Below are 15,965 nucleotides of genomic sequence, written 5' to 3'. Positions count from 1 at the left end.
GACGGCCCGCGCGGGTGTCAGAAGAGCTTGCCCGGGTGTCAGAAGAGCTTGCCCGGGTTGAGGATGCCCAACGGGTCGAAGGTCCGCCGGATGCCCTGCTGCAACTCCAGCCCGACCGGGCCCAGTTCGCGCGCGAGCCACTCCTTCTTCAGTACGCCCACGCCGTGTTCGCCGGTGATCGTGCCGCCCAGCTCCAGACCGAGGGCCATGATCTCGTCGAAGGAGGCGCGGGCGCGGCTCGACTCGTCCTCGTCGAGGTGGTCGAAGCAGACGACGGGGTGAGTGTTGCCGTCGCCCGCGTGGGCGCAGACGCCGATGACGAGGTCGTACTTCTCGGCGATCCGGGCGGTCCGCTCGATCATCTCGCCGAGCCGTGAGCGCGGCACGCACACGTCGTCGATCATGGTCGCCGTCTTGACGGCCTCCAGGGCGGGCAGGGACATCCGGCGGGCCGTGAGCAGGAGTTCGGACTCGGCCGGGGAGTCCGCCGGGACGACCTCGCTCGCCCCCGCGGCCTCGCACAGACCGGCGACGAGTGCCAGGTCGGCGGCCGGGTCCGGGGTGTCGAAGGCGCAGAGCAGCAGTGCCTCGGTGGTCTCCGGGAGGCCCATCGCACCGAGCTTGTTGACCGCGCGGACGGTGGTGCGGTCCATGATCTCCAGCAGCGAGGGCGTGTGCCCCTGCTCCATGATCGCGCAGACGGCGTCGCAGGCCCTGGCCGCGGAGGGGAACTCGGCGGCCAGCACGAGCTGGACCGGCGGCTTGGGCTTCAGCGCGAGGACGGCCTCGACGACGATCCCGAGGCTGCCCTCGGAGCCGACGAACAGCCGGGTGAGGTCGTAGCCGGCGACGCCCTTGGCGGTGCGCCGGCCGGTGGTCAGCAGCCGCCCGTCGGCGAGGACGACGGTGAGCCCGAGCACGTACTCGGCCGTCACCCCGTACTTCACGCAGCACAGGCCGCCGGAGGCGGTGCCGATGTTGCCGCCGATCGTGCATGTCTCCCAGCTCGACGGGTCGGGCGGGTAGTACAGGCCGTGCTCCTCCACCGCGCGTGACAGCACCGCGTTGACGACCCCCGGCTCGACGACGGCGATCCGGTCGACCGGGCTGATCTCCAGGATCCGGTCCATCCGGGTCAGCGAGAGCACGATGCAGCCGTCGGAGGCGTTCGCCGCGCCCGACAGGCCCGTGCGGGCGCCCTGCGGAACGACGGGGACGCGCAGTTCGGTCGCGGTCCGCATCACGTGCTGGACCTGTTCGACGGTGCGCGGCAGCACCACGACGGCCGGGGTGCCGGCCTCGCAGAAGCTCGCCATGTCGTTGCCGTAGGAGACGGTCACGTCGGGGTCGGTGATGAGGGCCTCGGCCGGCAGACCGGCGCGCAGCCGCTCCAGGAGATCGTCCATGATCCCAGCCTCGCACCGGGGGCCATCGGTGTGAACCCGTCTGCGTTCCACCGGGTGCCGCCGGGTGTGTTCTCCGTACGGGCTGCCCCCTGACGCACAGTGAGCGCCATGAGACGCACAACCCTCAAGAACGTTGCCGTCGGCACGCTGGTCGGCGCGACCCTGGTCACCGGGGTGGTCCTGCTCGCGCCCGGCTGGGGGGAGGGGGACGACGCCCGGCCCGGGGGCCCGGCCGCGCGGGCGCTGGCCGCCGCGGGGGCCGGGGCGCCGGCCGCGCCGGCGGATCTGGCGGCACTGATCGCGCACCACGAGGACCGGGTCCGGGACCGCCCGGAGGACGCCCGGGCCTGGGCCGAGCTGGGGGCGGCCTATGTGGAGCGCGGTGTCCGGGCCGGTGACACCGGGCTGTTCCCGAAGGCGGAGCGGGCGCTCGGCCGTTCCCTGGCCCTGCGTCCGGCCGAACGGGGGAACACGGCCGCGCTGGTCTCCCTCGGGGCGCTGGCGAACGCCCGGCACGACTACCGGGCGGGCCGGGACCGGGCCGAGCAGGCGCGAAAGCTCCGGCCGAAGGAGTGGGCCGTGTACCCGGTGCTCGTCGACGCGCTCGGCGGACTCGGCGATCACGCGGGCGCGAGCCGGGCGATGGACACCCTCCAGGAGCTGGCCTCCGGGCCGCAGGTGAAGGGCCGCGAGGCCCAGCTCTACCGGGACAAGGGCTGGCGGGAGGACGCGGCGGCCCTGGCGTACGACGCGGCGGAGCACTCCACGACCGGCGCGGAGAAGGTGGCGGCCCGGCACCGGCAGGGCGAACTCGCGTGGGAGCGCGGCGAGTACGCGGAGGCGATCGGCCACTACGACGCGGCGCTGAAGTCGGAGCCGGAAGACCACCGCTCCCTCGCCGGCCGGGCCCGGGCGCTCGCCGCGGTGGGCCGGACGGACGAGGCGCGGCGCGCGTACGCGGAGGTCCTGGAGAAGGCGCCGCTGCCCGGATACGCCCTGGAGGCTGGCGAGTTGGACCAGTCCCTCGGTCTGGACGGGGAGGCGGCCGACCGGTACGCGCGGATGCGGGAGCTGGCGGACGAGGCCCGGGCGGACGGGGTGCACACCGCTCTGGTGCTGGCCCGCTACGAGGCCGACCACGGCGACCCGGCGGTGGCGGTACGCCTCCTGCAGGGCGAATGGCGGCGCGGGCACCGGAGTGTGCACATGGCGGACGCGATGGGCTGGGCCCTGTACCGGGCGGGCCGGGCGGACGACGCGCTGCCGTTCGCGAAGCGCGCCACCGGTCAGGGGCTGCGCAGCGCGCTGCACTCGTACCACCGGGGCGAGATCGAGCGGGTGGCGGGCGAGGAGGGGTCGGCCCGGCGCCATGTGGAGGAGGCGCTGCGCACCAGCCCGGAGTTCTCCCCGCTGCTGGCACCCGCGGCCCGGGCGGCCCTGAAGCGCATCGGCGAACCCGCGCCGGGCGGTCCGGCGGACCTGTGGGGGGACGGGCCGACACCGCTGGAGGAGCCGGATGCACCGGAGGAGCCGGATGCACCGGAAGGGCCGGAGGAGACCTGACGGGTCTGTCCCGGGAGAGGGGACGGCCGCTGCGGACCGGCAGGCCGGTCCGCAGCGGCCGTCCCCCTGTGCGGGGCTGTCAGAGGTTGCCGCGCTTGGCCTGCTCGCGCTCGATCGCCTCGAAGAGGGCCTTGAAGTTGCCCTTGCCGAAGCCCATCGAGCCGTGGCGCTCGATCATCTCGAAGAAGACCGTCGGACGGTCCTGGACCGGCTTGGTGAAGATCTGCAGCAGATAGCCGTCCTCGTCGCGGTCGACCAGGATCTTCAGCTCGCGCAGGGTCTCGACCGGCACCCGGGTCTCGCCGGCCCACTCGCCGAGGGTGTCGTAGTACGAGTCCGGGGTGTCGAGGAACTGCACACCCGCCGCCCGCATCGAGCGGACGGTGGCGACGATGTCGTTCGTGGCGAGCGCGATGTGCTGGACACCCGCTCCGCCGTAGAACTCCAGGTACTCGTCGATCTGCGACTTCTTCTTGGCGATGGCCGGCTCGTTGATCGGGAACTTGACCTTGAGCGTGCCGTCGGCGACCACCTTGGACATGAGGGCGGAGTACTCGGTGGCGATGTCGTCGCCCACGAACTCCTTCATGTTGGTGAAGCCCATGACCTTGTTGTAGAACGCCACCCACTCGTTCATCCGGCCCAGTTCGACGTTGCCCACGCAGTGGTCGATCGCCTGGAAGGTGCGCTTGGCCGGCGGCTCGACGATCGGGGACGCGGGCACGAAGCCCGGCAGGTAGGGGCCGTCGTAGCCCTTGCGCTCGACGAGGGTGTGCCGGGTCTTGCCGTAGGTCGCGATCGCGGCGAGGACGACAACCCCGTGGTCGTCCTTGACCTCGTGCGGCTCGGTGATGCCGGTGGCACCGTTCTCGACGGCGTAGGTGTAGGCGGCGCGGGCGTCGGGGACCTCGATGGCGAGGTCGACGACGCCGTCGCCGTGGGCGGCGACATGGTCCGCGAGGAAGTGGCCCCACTCGGTGGAGGGCTTGATCACCGAGGTGAGGACGAAGCGGGCCGCGCCGTTGGTGAGGACGTAGCTCGCGGTCTCGCGGCTGCCGTTCTCCGGTCCGGAGTACGCGACCAGCTTCATGCCGAAGGCCGTCGAGTAGTAGTGCGCGGCCTGCTTGGCGTTGCCCACGGCGAAGACGACCGCGTCCATTCCCTTGACCGGGAACGGGTCGGCCTCGCGCGCGGTGTCGGGGGTGTGATGCGTGGTCTCAGTCATGGCAGCAGGCTCCCTCCGCTCCACAAGGTGCGCAATAGTTCTCGTGACGACTGGGCAATGTGCTCAGCGGATTCCCTCTTCAGGCGGGCGTTGTGTACAGGATGACCACCCCGATCGGGGGTGCGTCGGACACGGAGGAGACGGCATGGCGATCGATCACCTGGACGGCCGGCTGATCGTGCTGCTCGCGCGGGAGCCCCGGATCGGGGTACTGGAGGCGTCGCGGCGGCTGGGGGTGGCGCGCGGGACGGTCCAGGCGCGGATGGACCGCCTCCAGTCGGGCGGGGTGATCCGGGGCTTCGGTCCGGATGTCGACCCGGCCGCGCTGGGCTATCCGGTGACCGCGTTCGCGACGCTGGAGATCAAGCAGGGGCAGGGCGCGGACGTGCGGGCGCACCTCGCGACCGTCCCCGAGGTGCTGGAACTGCACACGACCACCGGGCACGGGGACATGCTGTGCCGGCTGGTCGCCCGCTCCAACGCGGACCTCCAGCGGGTCATCGACCGGGTGGTGGGCTTCGAGGGGATCGTGCGCGCGTCGACCGCGATCGTGATGGAGAACCCGGTGCCGCTGCGGATCATCCCGTTGGTGGAGCAGGCGGCGGAGGACTCCCGGCGGGGCTGAGCGGTCCACATCCCCAGGCATGCAAAGAACTCGTTGCAAAAAACCGTTGCAAAGCCTTCTTTGCATGTCTATGGTCGTCCCATGAACGAGGAGAACGACGAGCCAGGGCCCCGGGAGCACCGGGCCGCCCAGGAGCAGGAGCGCGTCCTGCGGACGCTCGACCCGCGTTCGCTGCGGGGGCTCGCCCACCCGCTGCGGATGCGGCTGCTCGCCACCCTGCGGCTGGACGGCCCGGCCACCGCGTCCCAACTGGCCGGGAAACTGGGCGAGTCGAGCGGCGCGACCAGCTACCACCTGCGGCAGCTCGCCGCGCACGGCTTCGTGGAGGACGCCCCGGAGCGCGGCAAGGGGCGGGAACGCTGGTGGCGGGCGGCCGAGCAGGGGATGCTCTTCGACGAGTCCCTGAACTCCGACCCGGACCCGACGGTGCGCGGCGCCGCCGACCTCTACCTCCACGAGCACGCGACCATGCACACCCAGGAGGTCGCGAGCTGGCTCGCGGTCCAGCGCGAGTGGCCGGAGGAGTGGCGCCGGAGCGCCGACCTCAGCGACTTCACGCTGCGGCTGACCTCCGCCCAGGCCCTGGAACTGAACGAGCGTATCCACGACCTGATCGAGAGCTACCGCGAGGCGGCGCCGCCCGAAGGCACGGCCGGGGCGGCCCAGGTGCGGCTGCACACCCATCTGCTGCCGCGCGCCCTGGACTGAGCGACAGCGCGCCGAGCCCCTGGAACGGGGCCGGGGCCGGGCGTGGGTACGCGCCGCGGTCACGGCACCGCCATGCCTTCGGCCGCCCCTCCCCCTTCCGCCGCTCCGCCCCGCGCATCCCGCCATCCGAACCGAGTGACACGAGGTGACGACCGCCATGCACACCCCGCACTCCGCCGACGTCCATCTGCTGCTCCACCGAGCCCGCGCCGACGAACTGCGCGCCGAGGCGGACCGGGCACGGGCCGTCCCGCCGGAGCCGTGGCGCACCCGGCTGGGCCGGGCCCTGGTCGCAACGGGCCTGCGCCTGCTGCCCCTTTCCGAGGGCTCGGTCCGCCTCCGGGCCGCCCTCGGGGAGTGCTTACGGCCGGCCGTGCCCGGCCCCCCGCTCCCCGGGTCCTGCGGGCGGCCTCCGTCGCGGCACCCGCGCGCGTTCCCCGGGTCCTGCGGGCGGCCTCCCCTGCGGCACCCGCGCACCCCTTCGGCTCACTCGCCGTCCCGGAACCGCGCGGGCGCCGGGCCGGTCCACCGCGACGAGCGTCCGATATGAGCGGGCGGGCGGCAAAGACCGCGCGGGTGCGGACCCCGGCCGGGCGGCGGGGGCCGTTCGCCGCCGTGCTGGCGGCCAACGCCGTGTCCATCAGCGGCAATTCACTCACCCTGATCGGCGTCCCGTGGTTCACCTTGGAGACCACCGGCAGCCCCGGCAGGGCCGGGCTGGTGGCCTTCTGCGCCACGCTGCCGGTGGTGGTCTCGGCCGTCACCGGCGGGCCGGTGATCGACCGGATCGGCCGCCGCCGGGTCAGCGTCCTCAGTGACCTGGTGTGCGCGGCCGCCCTCGCGGCGATCCCGCTGCTGCACTGGTCCGGCGCCCTGCGCTTCTGGATGCTGTGCGCACTGATGGCCGTCACCGGGCTGTTCCACGCCCCCGGCGAGACCGCCCGGCACGTCCTCGTCCCCGACCTCGCCGCCCGGGCCGGGACCAGCCTCTCCCGGGCCGCCAGCCTCTTCGACGCGGTCTCGCGCGGGGCGCGGATGGCGGGTGCGGCACTCGCCGGGGTGCTCATCGCCGTGATCGGCGCGGAGGCGGTGCTGGTGATCGACGCGCTGACCTTCTGCGGCTCGGCGCTGCTCGTCGTGTACGGGCTGCGGGGTGTCGCCACGGCCGAACCCCGGCGGGCCGAGGCCCCCGTCTCGTTCCGGGCGTACCGCGCCGAGCTGCGCGAGGGATACGCGTACGTCCTGCGCAACCGGCTGCTGCTGGCGATCATGCTGACGGTGATGCTCACCAACGGCCTGGATCAGGGCTGGAGTTCGGTGCTGCTGCCGGTACACGCACGGGAGGAGCTGGGCGGCGCGCGGGAGTTGGGCATCCTGGTCGCCCTCTTCGGCGGCTGCGCGCTGCTCGGCGCCCTCCTCTACGCGGCGGTCGGCCACCGGGTCCCCCGGCGGGTGCTCTTCACGGTCGCCTTCCTGCTGTGCGGGGCGCCCCGGTTCACCGTCGCGGCCCTGGTGGACGGCCCGGTACCGCTGGGTGCCGTCATGGCCCTCGGCGGGCTGGGCGCGGGGATGCTCAACCCGATCCTGACGACGGTGATGTACGAACGCGTCCCCGAGGAGCTGCGCAGCCGGGTCATGAGCCTCTCGACGGCGGTGGTGCTGATGACCACCCCGCTCGGCGGGCTCGCGGCCGGGCGGATCATCGAGTCGGCGGGACTGGCGACGGCCCTGCTTGTCTTCGGCGCGCTGTACTTCCTGGCGACGCTCTCCCCGGCGGTGTTCCCGTGCTGGCGGGAGCTGGACTCGCCCCCGGCGCCGGGTCCGGCACCGGAACCCGCGCCGGACCGGGCACCGGGCCTCGCGGGCTCGGCGGGCACGGCGGGCACGGCGGGCTCAGCAGGACCCGCGGGCTCAGCGGGCTCAGCAGGCGGGGACCTCGCCGCCGCGCTCCAGGGCCCGCAGCGAGTCGACCGCGCCGCTGAGCGTGGTGACCGGGATGAGGCGCATCCCTGAGGGCAGCTCGGCCTGCGCGTCGCCGCACTCGGCCTTCGGCACCAGGAAGACCGTGGCGCCGTCCCGCTTGGCCGCCTGGGTCTTCAGGGAGACGCCGCCGACCGGGCCGACCGCGCCGTCCGCCGTGATGGTGCCGGTGCCCGCGACACTGCGTCCGCCGGTGAGGCTGCCGCCCGCGCCGTCGCCGTCGAGCTTGTCGACGATGCCGAGGGAGAACAGCAGGCCGGCGCTGGGGCCGCCGACGTCGGCGAGGTGGAGGGAGACGTCGACCTTCGCCGGGTCCTCGTCGAGGTAGGAGAGGGCGGCGGTCGTGGCGTCGTCCTGGGAGTCGGCCATGTCCCGGGCGTTGGTGCGCTCGACCTCACGGACGGACTTGCCCGCCGGGTAGACGGCGTCCCTCGGCAGCACCGCGCGGTCGGTGCGGAACCAGGCGTCGACCACGTCACCGAGACCGACGTCGGCGGAGGGCCCGGTCGCCACGATGGTCGTCATCCGCAGGGCACCGTCGGTGGGGCGGGTCGGCGCGCCCTTGATCGTGATGATCTCGCGGCCCTGGTCCTTCCCGAGGACGTTCGCGGTCATGCCCGGCTGCGCCACGACGAAGGGCAGCGGCGCGAACCCGGCGACGGCGATCAGCCCGGCGACGGGGAGGGCGCAGAGGGCGAGGGCGCGGGGGCGCGAGAGGCTGGAGAACACACCCACAATCTATCCGGCCGCACGCCCCCGGCGGACCGGGCGCCCCTGTCCCCCGGCCCCCTGTCCCCCGGCGCCCGGACGGCTCCCCGACCGGCGGTCGGGCATCTCCTCCTCGGCGGACGGGCCTCTCCTCTCCGGCGTGCGGACGTCTCCCTTCCGGCGGGCGGACGTCTCCTTCCGGCGGGCGGGCCGCGGGCCCGGCGTCAGCGGAGGGCGTCCGCCACCTCACGGGCCGCGTCGACCACCCGCGGGCCGACCCGCTCGGGAACCGCGTCCGCCAGCATGACCACGCCCACGCTCCCCTCTATCCCCGTGACGCCGACCAGTGCCGCGGCCGCGCCGCACGCGCCGGCCTCCAGCTCGCCGTGGGTGAGGGTGTAGCCCGCCTCGGCGTTGACGCTCTGCCGGGCGGCCAGGATCGCCTTGCCCGCCGCGCCCCGGTCCAGCGGGTGGCGGAACCCCGCGCGGTAGGCGACGTGGTAGTCCGTCCAGGTCGGCTCGACGACGGCGACCGCGAGGGCCTCCGCGCCGTCCACCAGGGTGAGGTGGGCCGTGGCCCCTATGTCCTCCGCGAGGGAGCGCAGCGCCGGCATGGCGGCCTCGCGCACCAGCGGGTGCACCTGGCGGCCGAGGCGGAGCACGCCGAGGCCGACGCGGGCCCGGCCGCCCAGGTCGCGCCGGACCAGCGCGTGCTGCTCCAGCGTGGCGAGCAGGCGGTAGACGACGGTCCGGTTGACGCCGAGCTTGTTGGAGAGCTCGGTGACGGTCAGCCCGTGGTCCGTATCGGCGAGCAGCTTGAGGACACGCAGTCCCCGGTCGAGCGTCTGAGAGGTTTCCGCGGTCACGACGCCCCCTCCTTAGGAGTGAGTGACGGCGGTCCCCCGACGGAGGTGACGGCACCGGTCCCATTCGGCGACGCACCCAGAGGCCGCCGGCAGGCCATGGCACACCGACTGCGCTCCGCGGCGGCGCTGCCACGGGGCGTGTGTATTGCGGGGACATTAGCGAGCGGCACCGCTCAGCGGAAGACCTCGTCCAGAATCCGGGCGATCTTCTTCTGCGGGCGCGGGATTGATCCCGCTTCGGGAATTCTGTCGCCCCACGCGAATACGCGACCAAGAACTCCGCGCACTCGGGAAACTCCGGGGCTGATTCCGTGCCCGTGCCCGGGTCTCAGCGTCCCGTCGGCCGGTCCGGGAGGGGACACGCGGGGTGCCGGCCGGCGTCACCGGGCGGGGAATTCCGTCGCGGAACTCCCCGCCCCCCGTGCGCATTACGGTGCGAAACCGCCCGCCGCGGCAATTCCCGCCTGCCGGGAATTCACCGCATACGGGTCGCCCACTCCTGCACCTTCTTGATCCTTTCCCGGATCTGGCCGGCCGTCGCCTCCGCGCTCGGCGGTCCGCCGCACACCCGCCGCAGCTCGGTGTGGATCACCCCGTGCGGCTTGCCGCTCTGGTGGACGTACGCGCCGACCATGGTGTTGAGCTGCTTGCGCAGCTCCAGCAGCTCCTTGTGGGAGACCACCGGCCGCCGCTCGGCGGGCAGTTCCAGGAGGTCGGCCTCCGCGTCCGGCTTCTTGCGGCTGTGCGCGATCTGGCGTGCCTGCCGCTTCTGGAGGAGCAACTGCACCTGGTCCGGCTCCAGCAGCCCCGGGATGCCGAGGTAGTCCTGCTCCTCCTCGCTGCCCGGGTGCGCCTGCATGCCGAACTCGGCGCCGTCGTACAGGACCCGGTCGAAGACCGCGTCGGACTCCAGCGCCTCGAAGGGCAGCATGTCCTGCTCGCCGGTGTCCTCGTCCTGCTGCCTCTCGGCCTCGGCCATCTCCTTCTCGGACTCGGCGTACGGGTCCTCGTCGGAGTCCTTCTTCGGCTTGTCGAGGGCGTGGTCGCGCTCGACCTCCATCTCGGAGGCGAAGCCGAGGAGGTTGGGGATGGTCGGCAGGAAGACCGACGCCGTCTCGCCGCGCCTGCGCGAGCGCACGAAGCGGCCCACGGCCTGGGCGAAGAACAGGGGCGTCGAGATGGTCGTCGCGTACACCCCGACCGCGAGGCGGGGCACGTCGACGCCCTCGGACACCATGCGGACGGCGACCATCCAGCGGTCCTCGTTCGCGCTGAACTCCTCGATCCTCTTCGACGCGGCCGCCTCGTCGGAGAGTACGACCGTGGCCTTCGTGCCGGTGATCTCGCGGATGAGCTTGGCGTACGCGCGGGCCGAGTCCTGGTCGGAGGCGATGACGAGGCCACCCGCGTCGGGGATCGCCTTGCGGACCTCGGTGAGCCGCTGGTCGGCGGCGCGCAGCACGTTCGGCATCCAGTCGCCGCGCGGGTCGAGGGCGGTGCGCCACGCCTGGGAGACCGCGTCCTTGGTCATCGGCTCGCCGAGCCGGGCCGCGACCTCGTCACCGGCCTTGGTGCGCCAGCGCATGTTGCCGCTGTAGCTGAGGAACATCACCGGCCGGACGACGCCGTCGCCGAGGGCGTTGCCGTATCCGTAGGTGTAGTCGGCGGAGGAGCGGCGGATGCCGTCGGGGCCCTCCTCGTAGGTGACGAAGGGGATCGGGTTGGTGTCCGACCGGAAGGGCGTACCGGTCAGCGCGAGCCGCCTGGTCGCCGGCTCGAACGCCTCCAGGCACGCCTCGCCCCAGGACTTGGAGTCACCTGCGTGGTGGATCTCGTCCAGGATGACCAGGGTCTTGCGCTGCTCGCAGCGGTTGCGGTGCAGCATGGGGCGCACACCGACACCCGCGTAGGTGACCGCGACGCCCTGGTACTCCTTGCTCAGCGGGCCCGCGCTGTACTCCGGGTCCAGCTTGATCCCTATGCGGGCGGCCGCCGAGGCCCACTGCTTCTTCAGATGCTCGGTCGGCGCCACCACGGTGATCTGCTGCACCACGTGGTGGTGCAGCAGCCACGAGGCGAGCGTCAGCGCGAAGGTCGTCTTGCCGGCGCCGGGCGTGGCGACCGCGAGGAAGTCGCGCGGCTGCTCCTGGACGTACCGGTCCATGGCCCCCTGCTGCCAGGCACGCAGCTTGTTGGCGGTACCCCAGGGGGCCCTGCCGGGGAAGGCGGGTGAGAGGTGGTGGGAGGCGGTAGTAGTCACGGTCTCCGGGGGACTGTCTCGGCTGGACGGGACGCGGTACGTCGGGACGGGGCGCTGTACGACAACCGGGCCACCCTACCGGTGGGCGGGGCGCGTTCCGGGAGCCGCGACGCCGTGACCGCGACGGGTGCGACTCAGCTCACAGTGCCCACCGGTGCCGCGGGTACCCGCAGTCGGGTCGCCACCCACGCCCCCGCCAGGGCGACCGCCGCCATCGGGAGGAAGACCGCGGCGAAGGCGGCCGGGTGGGAGGCGGTGGCGGCCGTGGTCGCGGGGCCGTGGGCCGAGGCGCCGAGGGCCGCGCCGCCGAGGGCGGCGAAGGCGGCGCCGCCCGCCGCGAGGAGGAGGACGTTGGAGAGGGCGTCGGAGATCTGGAGGGCCGCCGAGTTGGCGCCCGCCTCCTCGGGGGCCGAGAGCTTCAGCAGCAGCACGCTCGTCGAGCCGATGACCAGGCCCATGCCGAAGCAGCCGTAGGTCCAGGCGACGGCGACGATCCACACCGGGACCGCCTCGATCAGGACGGTCGGCGCGGTGGCGATCGCGGCGGCGACCAGCAGCATGCCCAGGACGGCCAGCCGTTCACGGTGAGGCTCGGCGCGCGGCCGGGACTGGGCGAACGAGCCGAGCGCCCAGGTCGCGCCGCCCGCCGCGAGGGAGAGCCCGGCCAGCGTCGGCGACAGCCCCCGCTGCGTGACCAGCATCAGCGGGACGAACGACTCCGCGGCGATGAACGACCCGGCCGCCACCCCGCGCAGCAGGACGACGGACGGCAGTCCGCGCGCCGCCCGGTAGGTGCCCTTCGGCAGCACGCCGAGCACCGACGGCACGAGGAGCGCGGCCCCCGCCGCGGCCGGCAGCAGGGAGAGCCAGCGCAGGTCCTGCCCGGCGTACTGGAGCAGTCCCGCGCCCAGCGAGATCCCGAGAGCGAGCCGGATGCGCCGCCGGTCGAACCCCGCCACCTGCGCCCCCGGGCCGGCGGGCCCGGAGGCACGCTGCCGGATCGCGGGCAGGGCGAGCGCGAGGGGCACCACGACCAGGGCCGGGATACCGAGGAACACCCAGCGCCAGCCGAGTTGCTCGGCGACCGTGCCGGCCACCAGCGGGCCGACCACCGACGGGATCACCCAGCTCGCGGCGAACGCGGCCATGATCGCGGGCTGGAGGTGCGAGGGGTAGGCGCGGCTGACGACGACGTACAGGGCGACGATGACCAGCCCGCCGCCGAGCCCCTGCACGGCCCGCCCGAGGACGAAGACCCACATCGCGGACGCCGTCCCGGAGAGCGCGAGGCCCGCGGCCCACGCGGTCATCCCGAGGGCGAGCGGCCCGAGCGGGCCCCGCCGGTCGGCCCACTGCCCGGAGACGACCATGCCGAAGAGGCTGGTCGTGAAGTAGGCGGAGAAGGCGAACGCGTAGAGGGGGATGCCGTGCAGCTCACGGGCGGCCACCGGCATGGCGGTGCCGACAGCCGTGGCCTCGAAGGCGATGAGGAAGACGACCGAGACGATCCCGACGCTGAGCGCCCGGTAGGGCGCCCGCAGCACCCCCTCACGCCCGCCACCGCCCCCGGCGGTGACGGGGGCGGGGGGCGGCGGGGGCGGCGCGACATGGGTGTCACGCGGTTCGGGGGTGGCCATGCCCTCAGCGTAAGGGGCATGAGCCGAGTTGGACCCTGTCGCGGGTCGGGTCCGGCCTCGTCCCTTGGTCGTAGGCCACCCACGCCCTGTTCACCGTTTCCGCCGCCGCGGATCGCGCGACGCGAGGAGGTGGCCGGATAGGCACGGTGGTTCCGCCTGCGAGCCGTTCCCGCATGCGAAACCCCGCTACAATCCCCGCCGGCGCCCTCGGCCATGTGCGTGCGCCGGCACGCGGCACCGGCGCAGCGGGCTACGGGGAACGGGGAGACACATCATGACGTGGGACGAGGAGTGGGGGGCCGCGCGGGCGCGGACCTCCGGATCGTTGCAGACGCGCATCAACAGCACGGCGAACGGCGGGCAGGACGGCCCGGGGCTGACCGTCAACCAGGACGATCTCGGAGCGGTCGGCCACGACGCCCACCTGCTGCACGGACAGCTGAGCCGTGCCGGGGACCACGCCCGCCCGGCGACGTTCTCCGCCGCGACCGCCCTCACCAACGGGAACTTCACCAGCGGGGCACAGCTGACGATCGTGCACGACCGTTGGAACACCCAGCTCCGGACGCTGCTCGACGCCTGCGCGCAGATCTCCAACCACCTCGACTACTCGAAGAAGACGCACGCCCGGAACGACGCGGACATCGAGGGTGAACTGACCGCCGTGTCGAAGCTCAGCCAGTACATCAAGTAGGACGGCCCCGGAATGCTGACCTTCGAGGACGTCGTCAACGCGCCCGTCGCCAAGCTGAAGACGGCGGCGGACGACTGGGCCGAGATGGCCACCCGGCTGGAGAAGCTGGCGGACGAGGCCCGCCTCGGCATGAAGGCCAAGTCCGACCGGGCGCGCTGGCAGGGCGTCAACGCGGCCGTCACCAAGCCGTTCATCACCAAGACGGCCAAGGAGTTCGGCGACGCCGCCGCGCAGGCCAAGGGCATCGGTCTGCTGCTGGCCGACGCCCACACGTCCTTCGCCGAGGCCCGCAACGCCCTCGTCCGGATCCGGGACGAGGAGGCCCCCGCGGCCGGAGTGCGCCTGGACGCGAAGGGCCGGGTCCACCACGTACTGCTGAGTGAAACGGCACGCCACGATCCGGAGGACCCGACCACACCGGCGGAGCGCGCCAAGGCGGAGGCCGCCGTCGCGGCATGGCAGCGGCGAGTGGACCGGCTCGTCGAGGACTGCTCCGACGCCGATGCCTCGCTCAAGCGCGCCCTGGCGGCGAACGTCCCGGACGCGCACGACTTCACCAAGCCCAAGCACCGGACCCTCGACGGCGAACAGGCTTCCCGCGCGGCCGAGCTGATGAAGAAGGTCACCGGGGAAGGCGGCACCGCGCGGAACGTGGCCGCGCTACGGGAACTCGAGGACCTTCTCGACGACAACCGGAACGACCGTGAGTTCTCGGCCGACTTCTACCGGCGGCTCGGCGCGGAGGGCACGTTGGAGGCTTACACGCGGATGTCCTTGGACTCGACCTCGCTGGGCCCGGCGGGGGCCGACCGGGCGGGCATGGTCCGCAACATCCAGGGCGACATGGGCGCGATCCTGGGCCTGGCCACGCAGCCCTCGACGCCGAACCATCTCGACGCGGCCTGGACCAACCAGCTCCTGCGGGCGGGCCGCAAGGAGATGGACACGTCGCACTACCTGGCGGGCCCCCAGGTGTACGGGTACCAGGCCCTCGGGGCACTCCTCCGTGAGGGCACCTACGACAAGGACTTCCTGCTCTCGGTCGGGCGGGACATGGTCGCCATGGACAGGCAGAACCCGTCTGTGTGGAACCACAACATTCCCCTCGACCCGCGTGTGTCCATCAACCTGGACGAGTCCGGCAACAGAGGCTTCAACCCGCTGACCGGGCTCATGGAGGCGATGAACCGTCATCCCGAGGCGTCGGCGGCGTTCTTCAACGAGCCGCTTCGCGAGGACACCGACAAGGACGGCGTGGTCACGCTCGCGGACGGGGTGGTGAAGGGGAAGGACGCGCAGGCCGTCGTCGAGTACATGCTCGACAAGAAGCCCCAGGACGACTGGTACGACACCGGCCCGGGCGGTGAGGCAACCGGCCAGGAGGCCCTGGGCCGTGCCCTGGAGGCGGCCGTCACGGGCCGCGTTCCGGGGGCCGAGGACGCGCCCTCGGTACCGCACAGTGCGGACATGGCAGGTGTGATGGAGAAGATCGTCGCGAAGATCGGCGAGGACCCCGGACTCGTGGCCGCGGGGCAGGCCGGCGAGGAGACGGGCACGCTGCACGGTCTGGTCGGACGGTTCGGGAACATGGCCGCGGAGTACATGCCCGACCTGCAGGCGACGGCGGAGAACGGCAACGGGCAGATCCGGCCGTTCGGTGTCGCCGCCGACTTCGACAAGGCGCAGATGGCGTTCTTCCTCGGGGCGGTCGGCCAGGACCCGGGGGCCTACGGCGCGATCACCAACGCCCAGCAGGCGTTCACGACGGCGCTGGTCTCGGAGGTCCTGCACAACCCGGACCGCTTCCCGGACCGGGCCGAGGGCGTGAGCCAGGCGGTCCACCCGGGCGGCGAGATCGCGGGCATGATGACCGAGGCCCGGGCACAGGCCATCCACGACACCAAGGCCCATGAGGCGGACGAGTTCAACAAGGGCGTCGAGGACAACGCCAAGTGGACCAACCGCATCATCGACCTGGTCGGCGGCAAGTACGTGGAGATGCTGCCGGTGGCGGGCGACGTGATCATGTGGATCAAGGAGGACGTGTCGGCGTCCGCGGTGGAGGGGGCGAAGCAGGACATGACCGCGAAGGGCGCGCGTGAGTCCGCCGAAGCCTACTTCGAGGCTGAAGCCACGGCCAAGGAGAACGCCATGAACGCGGTCGATCGCGCGGGGAGGGCTGCGGGGCTCTCGGACAGCGAGATCAGTCAGCTCAAGGGATCTGCCTCACTGAAGACCGCGGTCGCCCACTCCCTCGGCCGCGACGCGGTCGATACGACGAACCCTTAGGAAC

General features: G+C 72.9%; 13 protein-coding genes. 7 read left to right on the top strand and 6 right to left on the bottom strand.

Translation table 11 applies throughout. The features are described from left to right. Positions 1-38: 38 nt before the first annotated feature. A complete protein-coding gene (locus C593_RS0105755) occupies positions 39-1,406 on the bottom strand; it encodes an FAD-linked oxidase C-terminal domain-containing protein (protein ID WP_018846345.1) in 1,368 nt (455 codons plus the stop codon). Between the two features lie 108 nt (positions 1,407-1,514). On the opposite strand from C593_RS0105755, the gene C593_RS0105750 reads away from it, so the two are divergent. Beyond that, complete coding sequence (locus C593_RS0105750) at positions 1,515-2,969, top strand: tetratricopeptide repeat protein (protein WP_018846344.1); 1,455 nt, start codon at positions 1,515-1,517, stop codon at positions 2,967-2,969. A gap of 79 nt (positions 2,970-3,048) precedes the next feature. Here C593_RS0105750 and hppD read toward each other — a convergent pair whose 3' ends face one another. Then, a complete protein-coding gene (gene hppD, locus C593_RS0105745) occupies positions 3,049-4,194 on the bottom strand; it encodes a 4-hydroxyphenylpyruvate dioxygenase (protein ID WP_018846343.1) in 1,146 nt (381 codons plus the stop codon). A gap of 145 nt (positions 4,195-4,339) precedes the next feature. On the opposite strand from hppD, the gene C593_RS0105740 reads away from it, so the two are divergent. From C593_RS0105740 to C593_RS28930, 4 genes are all read left to right on the top strand, one after another. Then, entirely contained in the window at positions 4,340-4,819 is a 480-nt protein-coding gene (locus tag C593_RS0105740) for an Lrp/AsnC family transcriptional regulator (protein WP_018846342.1), read from the top strand. Between the two features lie 81 nt (positions 4,820-4,900). Then, a complete protein-coding gene (locus C593_RS0105735; protein WP_018846341.1) occupies positions 4,901-5,527 on the top strand; it encodes a winged helix-turn-helix domain-containing protein in 627 nt (208 codons plus the stop codon). Positions 5,528-5,684: 157 nt separating this feature from the next. Further along, positions 5,685-6,077, top strand: coding sequence for a hypothetical protein (locus C593_RS28935; protein WP_018846340.1), 393 nt, complete (start codon positions 5,685-5,687; stop codon positions 6,075-6,077). Further along, positions 6,074-7,540, top strand: a complete 1,467-nt coding sequence (locus C593_RS28930; RefSeq protein WP_018846339.1) for an MFS transporter — start codon at positions 6,074-6,076, stop codon at positions 7,538-7,540. The genes C593_RS28935 and C593_RS28930 overlap by 4 nt, the downstream gene beginning before the upstream one ends. Here the strand turns inward: C593_RS28930 and C593_RS0105720 are convergent. From C593_RS0105720 to C593_RS0105705, 4 genes are all read right to left on the bottom strand, one after another. Continuing rightward, on the bottom strand, positions 7,448-8,236 hold the full coding sequence (locus C593_RS0105720; RefSeq protein ID WP_018846338.1) for a S16 family serine protease: 789 nt from the start codon (positions 8,234-8,236) through the stop codon (positions 7,448-7,450). The genes C593_RS28930 and C593_RS0105720 overlap by 93 nt on opposite strands. Before the next feature lie 203 nt (positions 8,237-8,439). Further along, on the bottom strand, positions 8,440-9,081 hold the full coding sequence (locus tag C593_RS0105715) for a helix-turn-helix domain-containing protein (RefSeq protein ID WP_018846337.1): 642 nt from the start codon (positions 9,079-9,081) through the stop codon (positions 8,440-8,442). 475 nt (positions 9,082-9,556) lie between these two features. Then, on the bottom strand, positions 9,557-11,341 hold the full coding sequence (locus tag C593_RS0105710; RefSeq protein ID WP_026277389.1) for a DEAD/DEAH box helicase: 1,785 nt from the start codon (positions 11,339-11,341) through the stop codon (positions 9,557-9,559). Between the two features lie 134 nt (positions 11,342-11,475). Continuing rightward, complete coding sequence (locus tag C593_RS0105705) at positions 11,476-12,978, bottom strand: MFS transporter (RefSeq protein WP_018846335.1); 1,503 nt, start codon at positions 12,976-12,978, stop codon at positions 11,476-11,478. A 274-nt stretch (positions 12,979-13,252) separates the two neighbouring features. Between C593_RS0105705 and C593_RS0105700 the strand changes: the two genes are divergently transcribed. After that, the gene (locus tag C593_RS0105700; RefSeq protein ID WP_018846334.1) at positions 13,253-13,672 is read left to right on the top strand and encodes a hypothetical protein; all 420 of its coding nucleotides are present in this window, start codon (positions 13,253-13,255) and stop codon (positions 13,670-13,672) included. Between the two features lie 12 nt (positions 13,673-13,684). After that, positions 13,685-15,961: a hypothetical protein gene (locus C593_RS0105695; protein ID WP_018846333.1), complete on the top strand. Its 2,277-nt coding sequence runs from the start codon at positions 13,685-13,687 to the stop codon at positions 15,959-15,961. The last annotated feature ends 4 nt before the right edge of the window (positions 15,962-15,965 follow it).

The sequence above is a fragment of the Streptomyces sp. CNT372 genome (assembly GCF_000377145.1).
The sequence above is the reverse complement of the archived record's forward strand: the minus strand, read 5'-3'. Positions and strand labels throughout refer to the sequence as shown.

Coding starts and splice junctions, on each gene's coding strand:
- C593_RS0105755 (WP_018846345.1), bottom strand. CDS start 1,406: ATGGACGATCTCCTGGAGCGGCTGCGCGCCGGTCTGCCGGCCGAGGCC.
- C593_RS0105750 (WP_018846344.1), top strand. CDS start 1,515: ATGAGACGCACAACCCTCAAGAACGTTGCCGTCGGCACGCTGGTCGGC.
- hppD (WP_018846343.1), bottom strand. CDS start 4,194: ATGACTGAGACCACGCATCACACCCCCGACACCGCGCGCGAGGCCGAC.
- C593_RS0105740 (WP_018846342.1), top strand. CDS start 4,340: ATGGCGATCGATCACCTGGACGGCCGGCTGATCGTGCTGCTCGCGCGG.
- C593_RS0105735 (WP_018846341.1), top strand. CDS start 4,901: ATGAACGAGGAGAACGACGAGCCAGGGCCCCGGGAGCACCGGGCCGCC.
- C593_RS28935 (WP_018846340.1), top strand. CDS start 5,685: ATGCACACCCCGCACTCCGCCGACGTCCATCTGCTGCTCCACCGAGCC.
- C593_RS28930 (WP_018846339.1), top strand. CDS start 6,074: ATGAGCGGGCGGGCGGCAAAGACCGCGCGGGTGCGGACCCCGGCCGGG.
- C593_RS0105705 (WP_018846335.1), bottom strand. CDS start 12,978: ATGGCCACCCCCGAACCGCGTGACACCCATGTCGCGCCGCCCCCGCCG.
- C593_RS0105700 (WP_018846334.1), top strand. CDS start 13,253: ATGACGTGGGACGAGGAGTGGGGGGCCGCGCGGGCGCGGACCTCCGGA.
- C593_RS0105695 (WP_018846333.1), top strand. CDS start 13,685: ATGCTGACCTTCGAGGACGTCGTCAACGCGCCCGTCGCCAAGCTGAAG.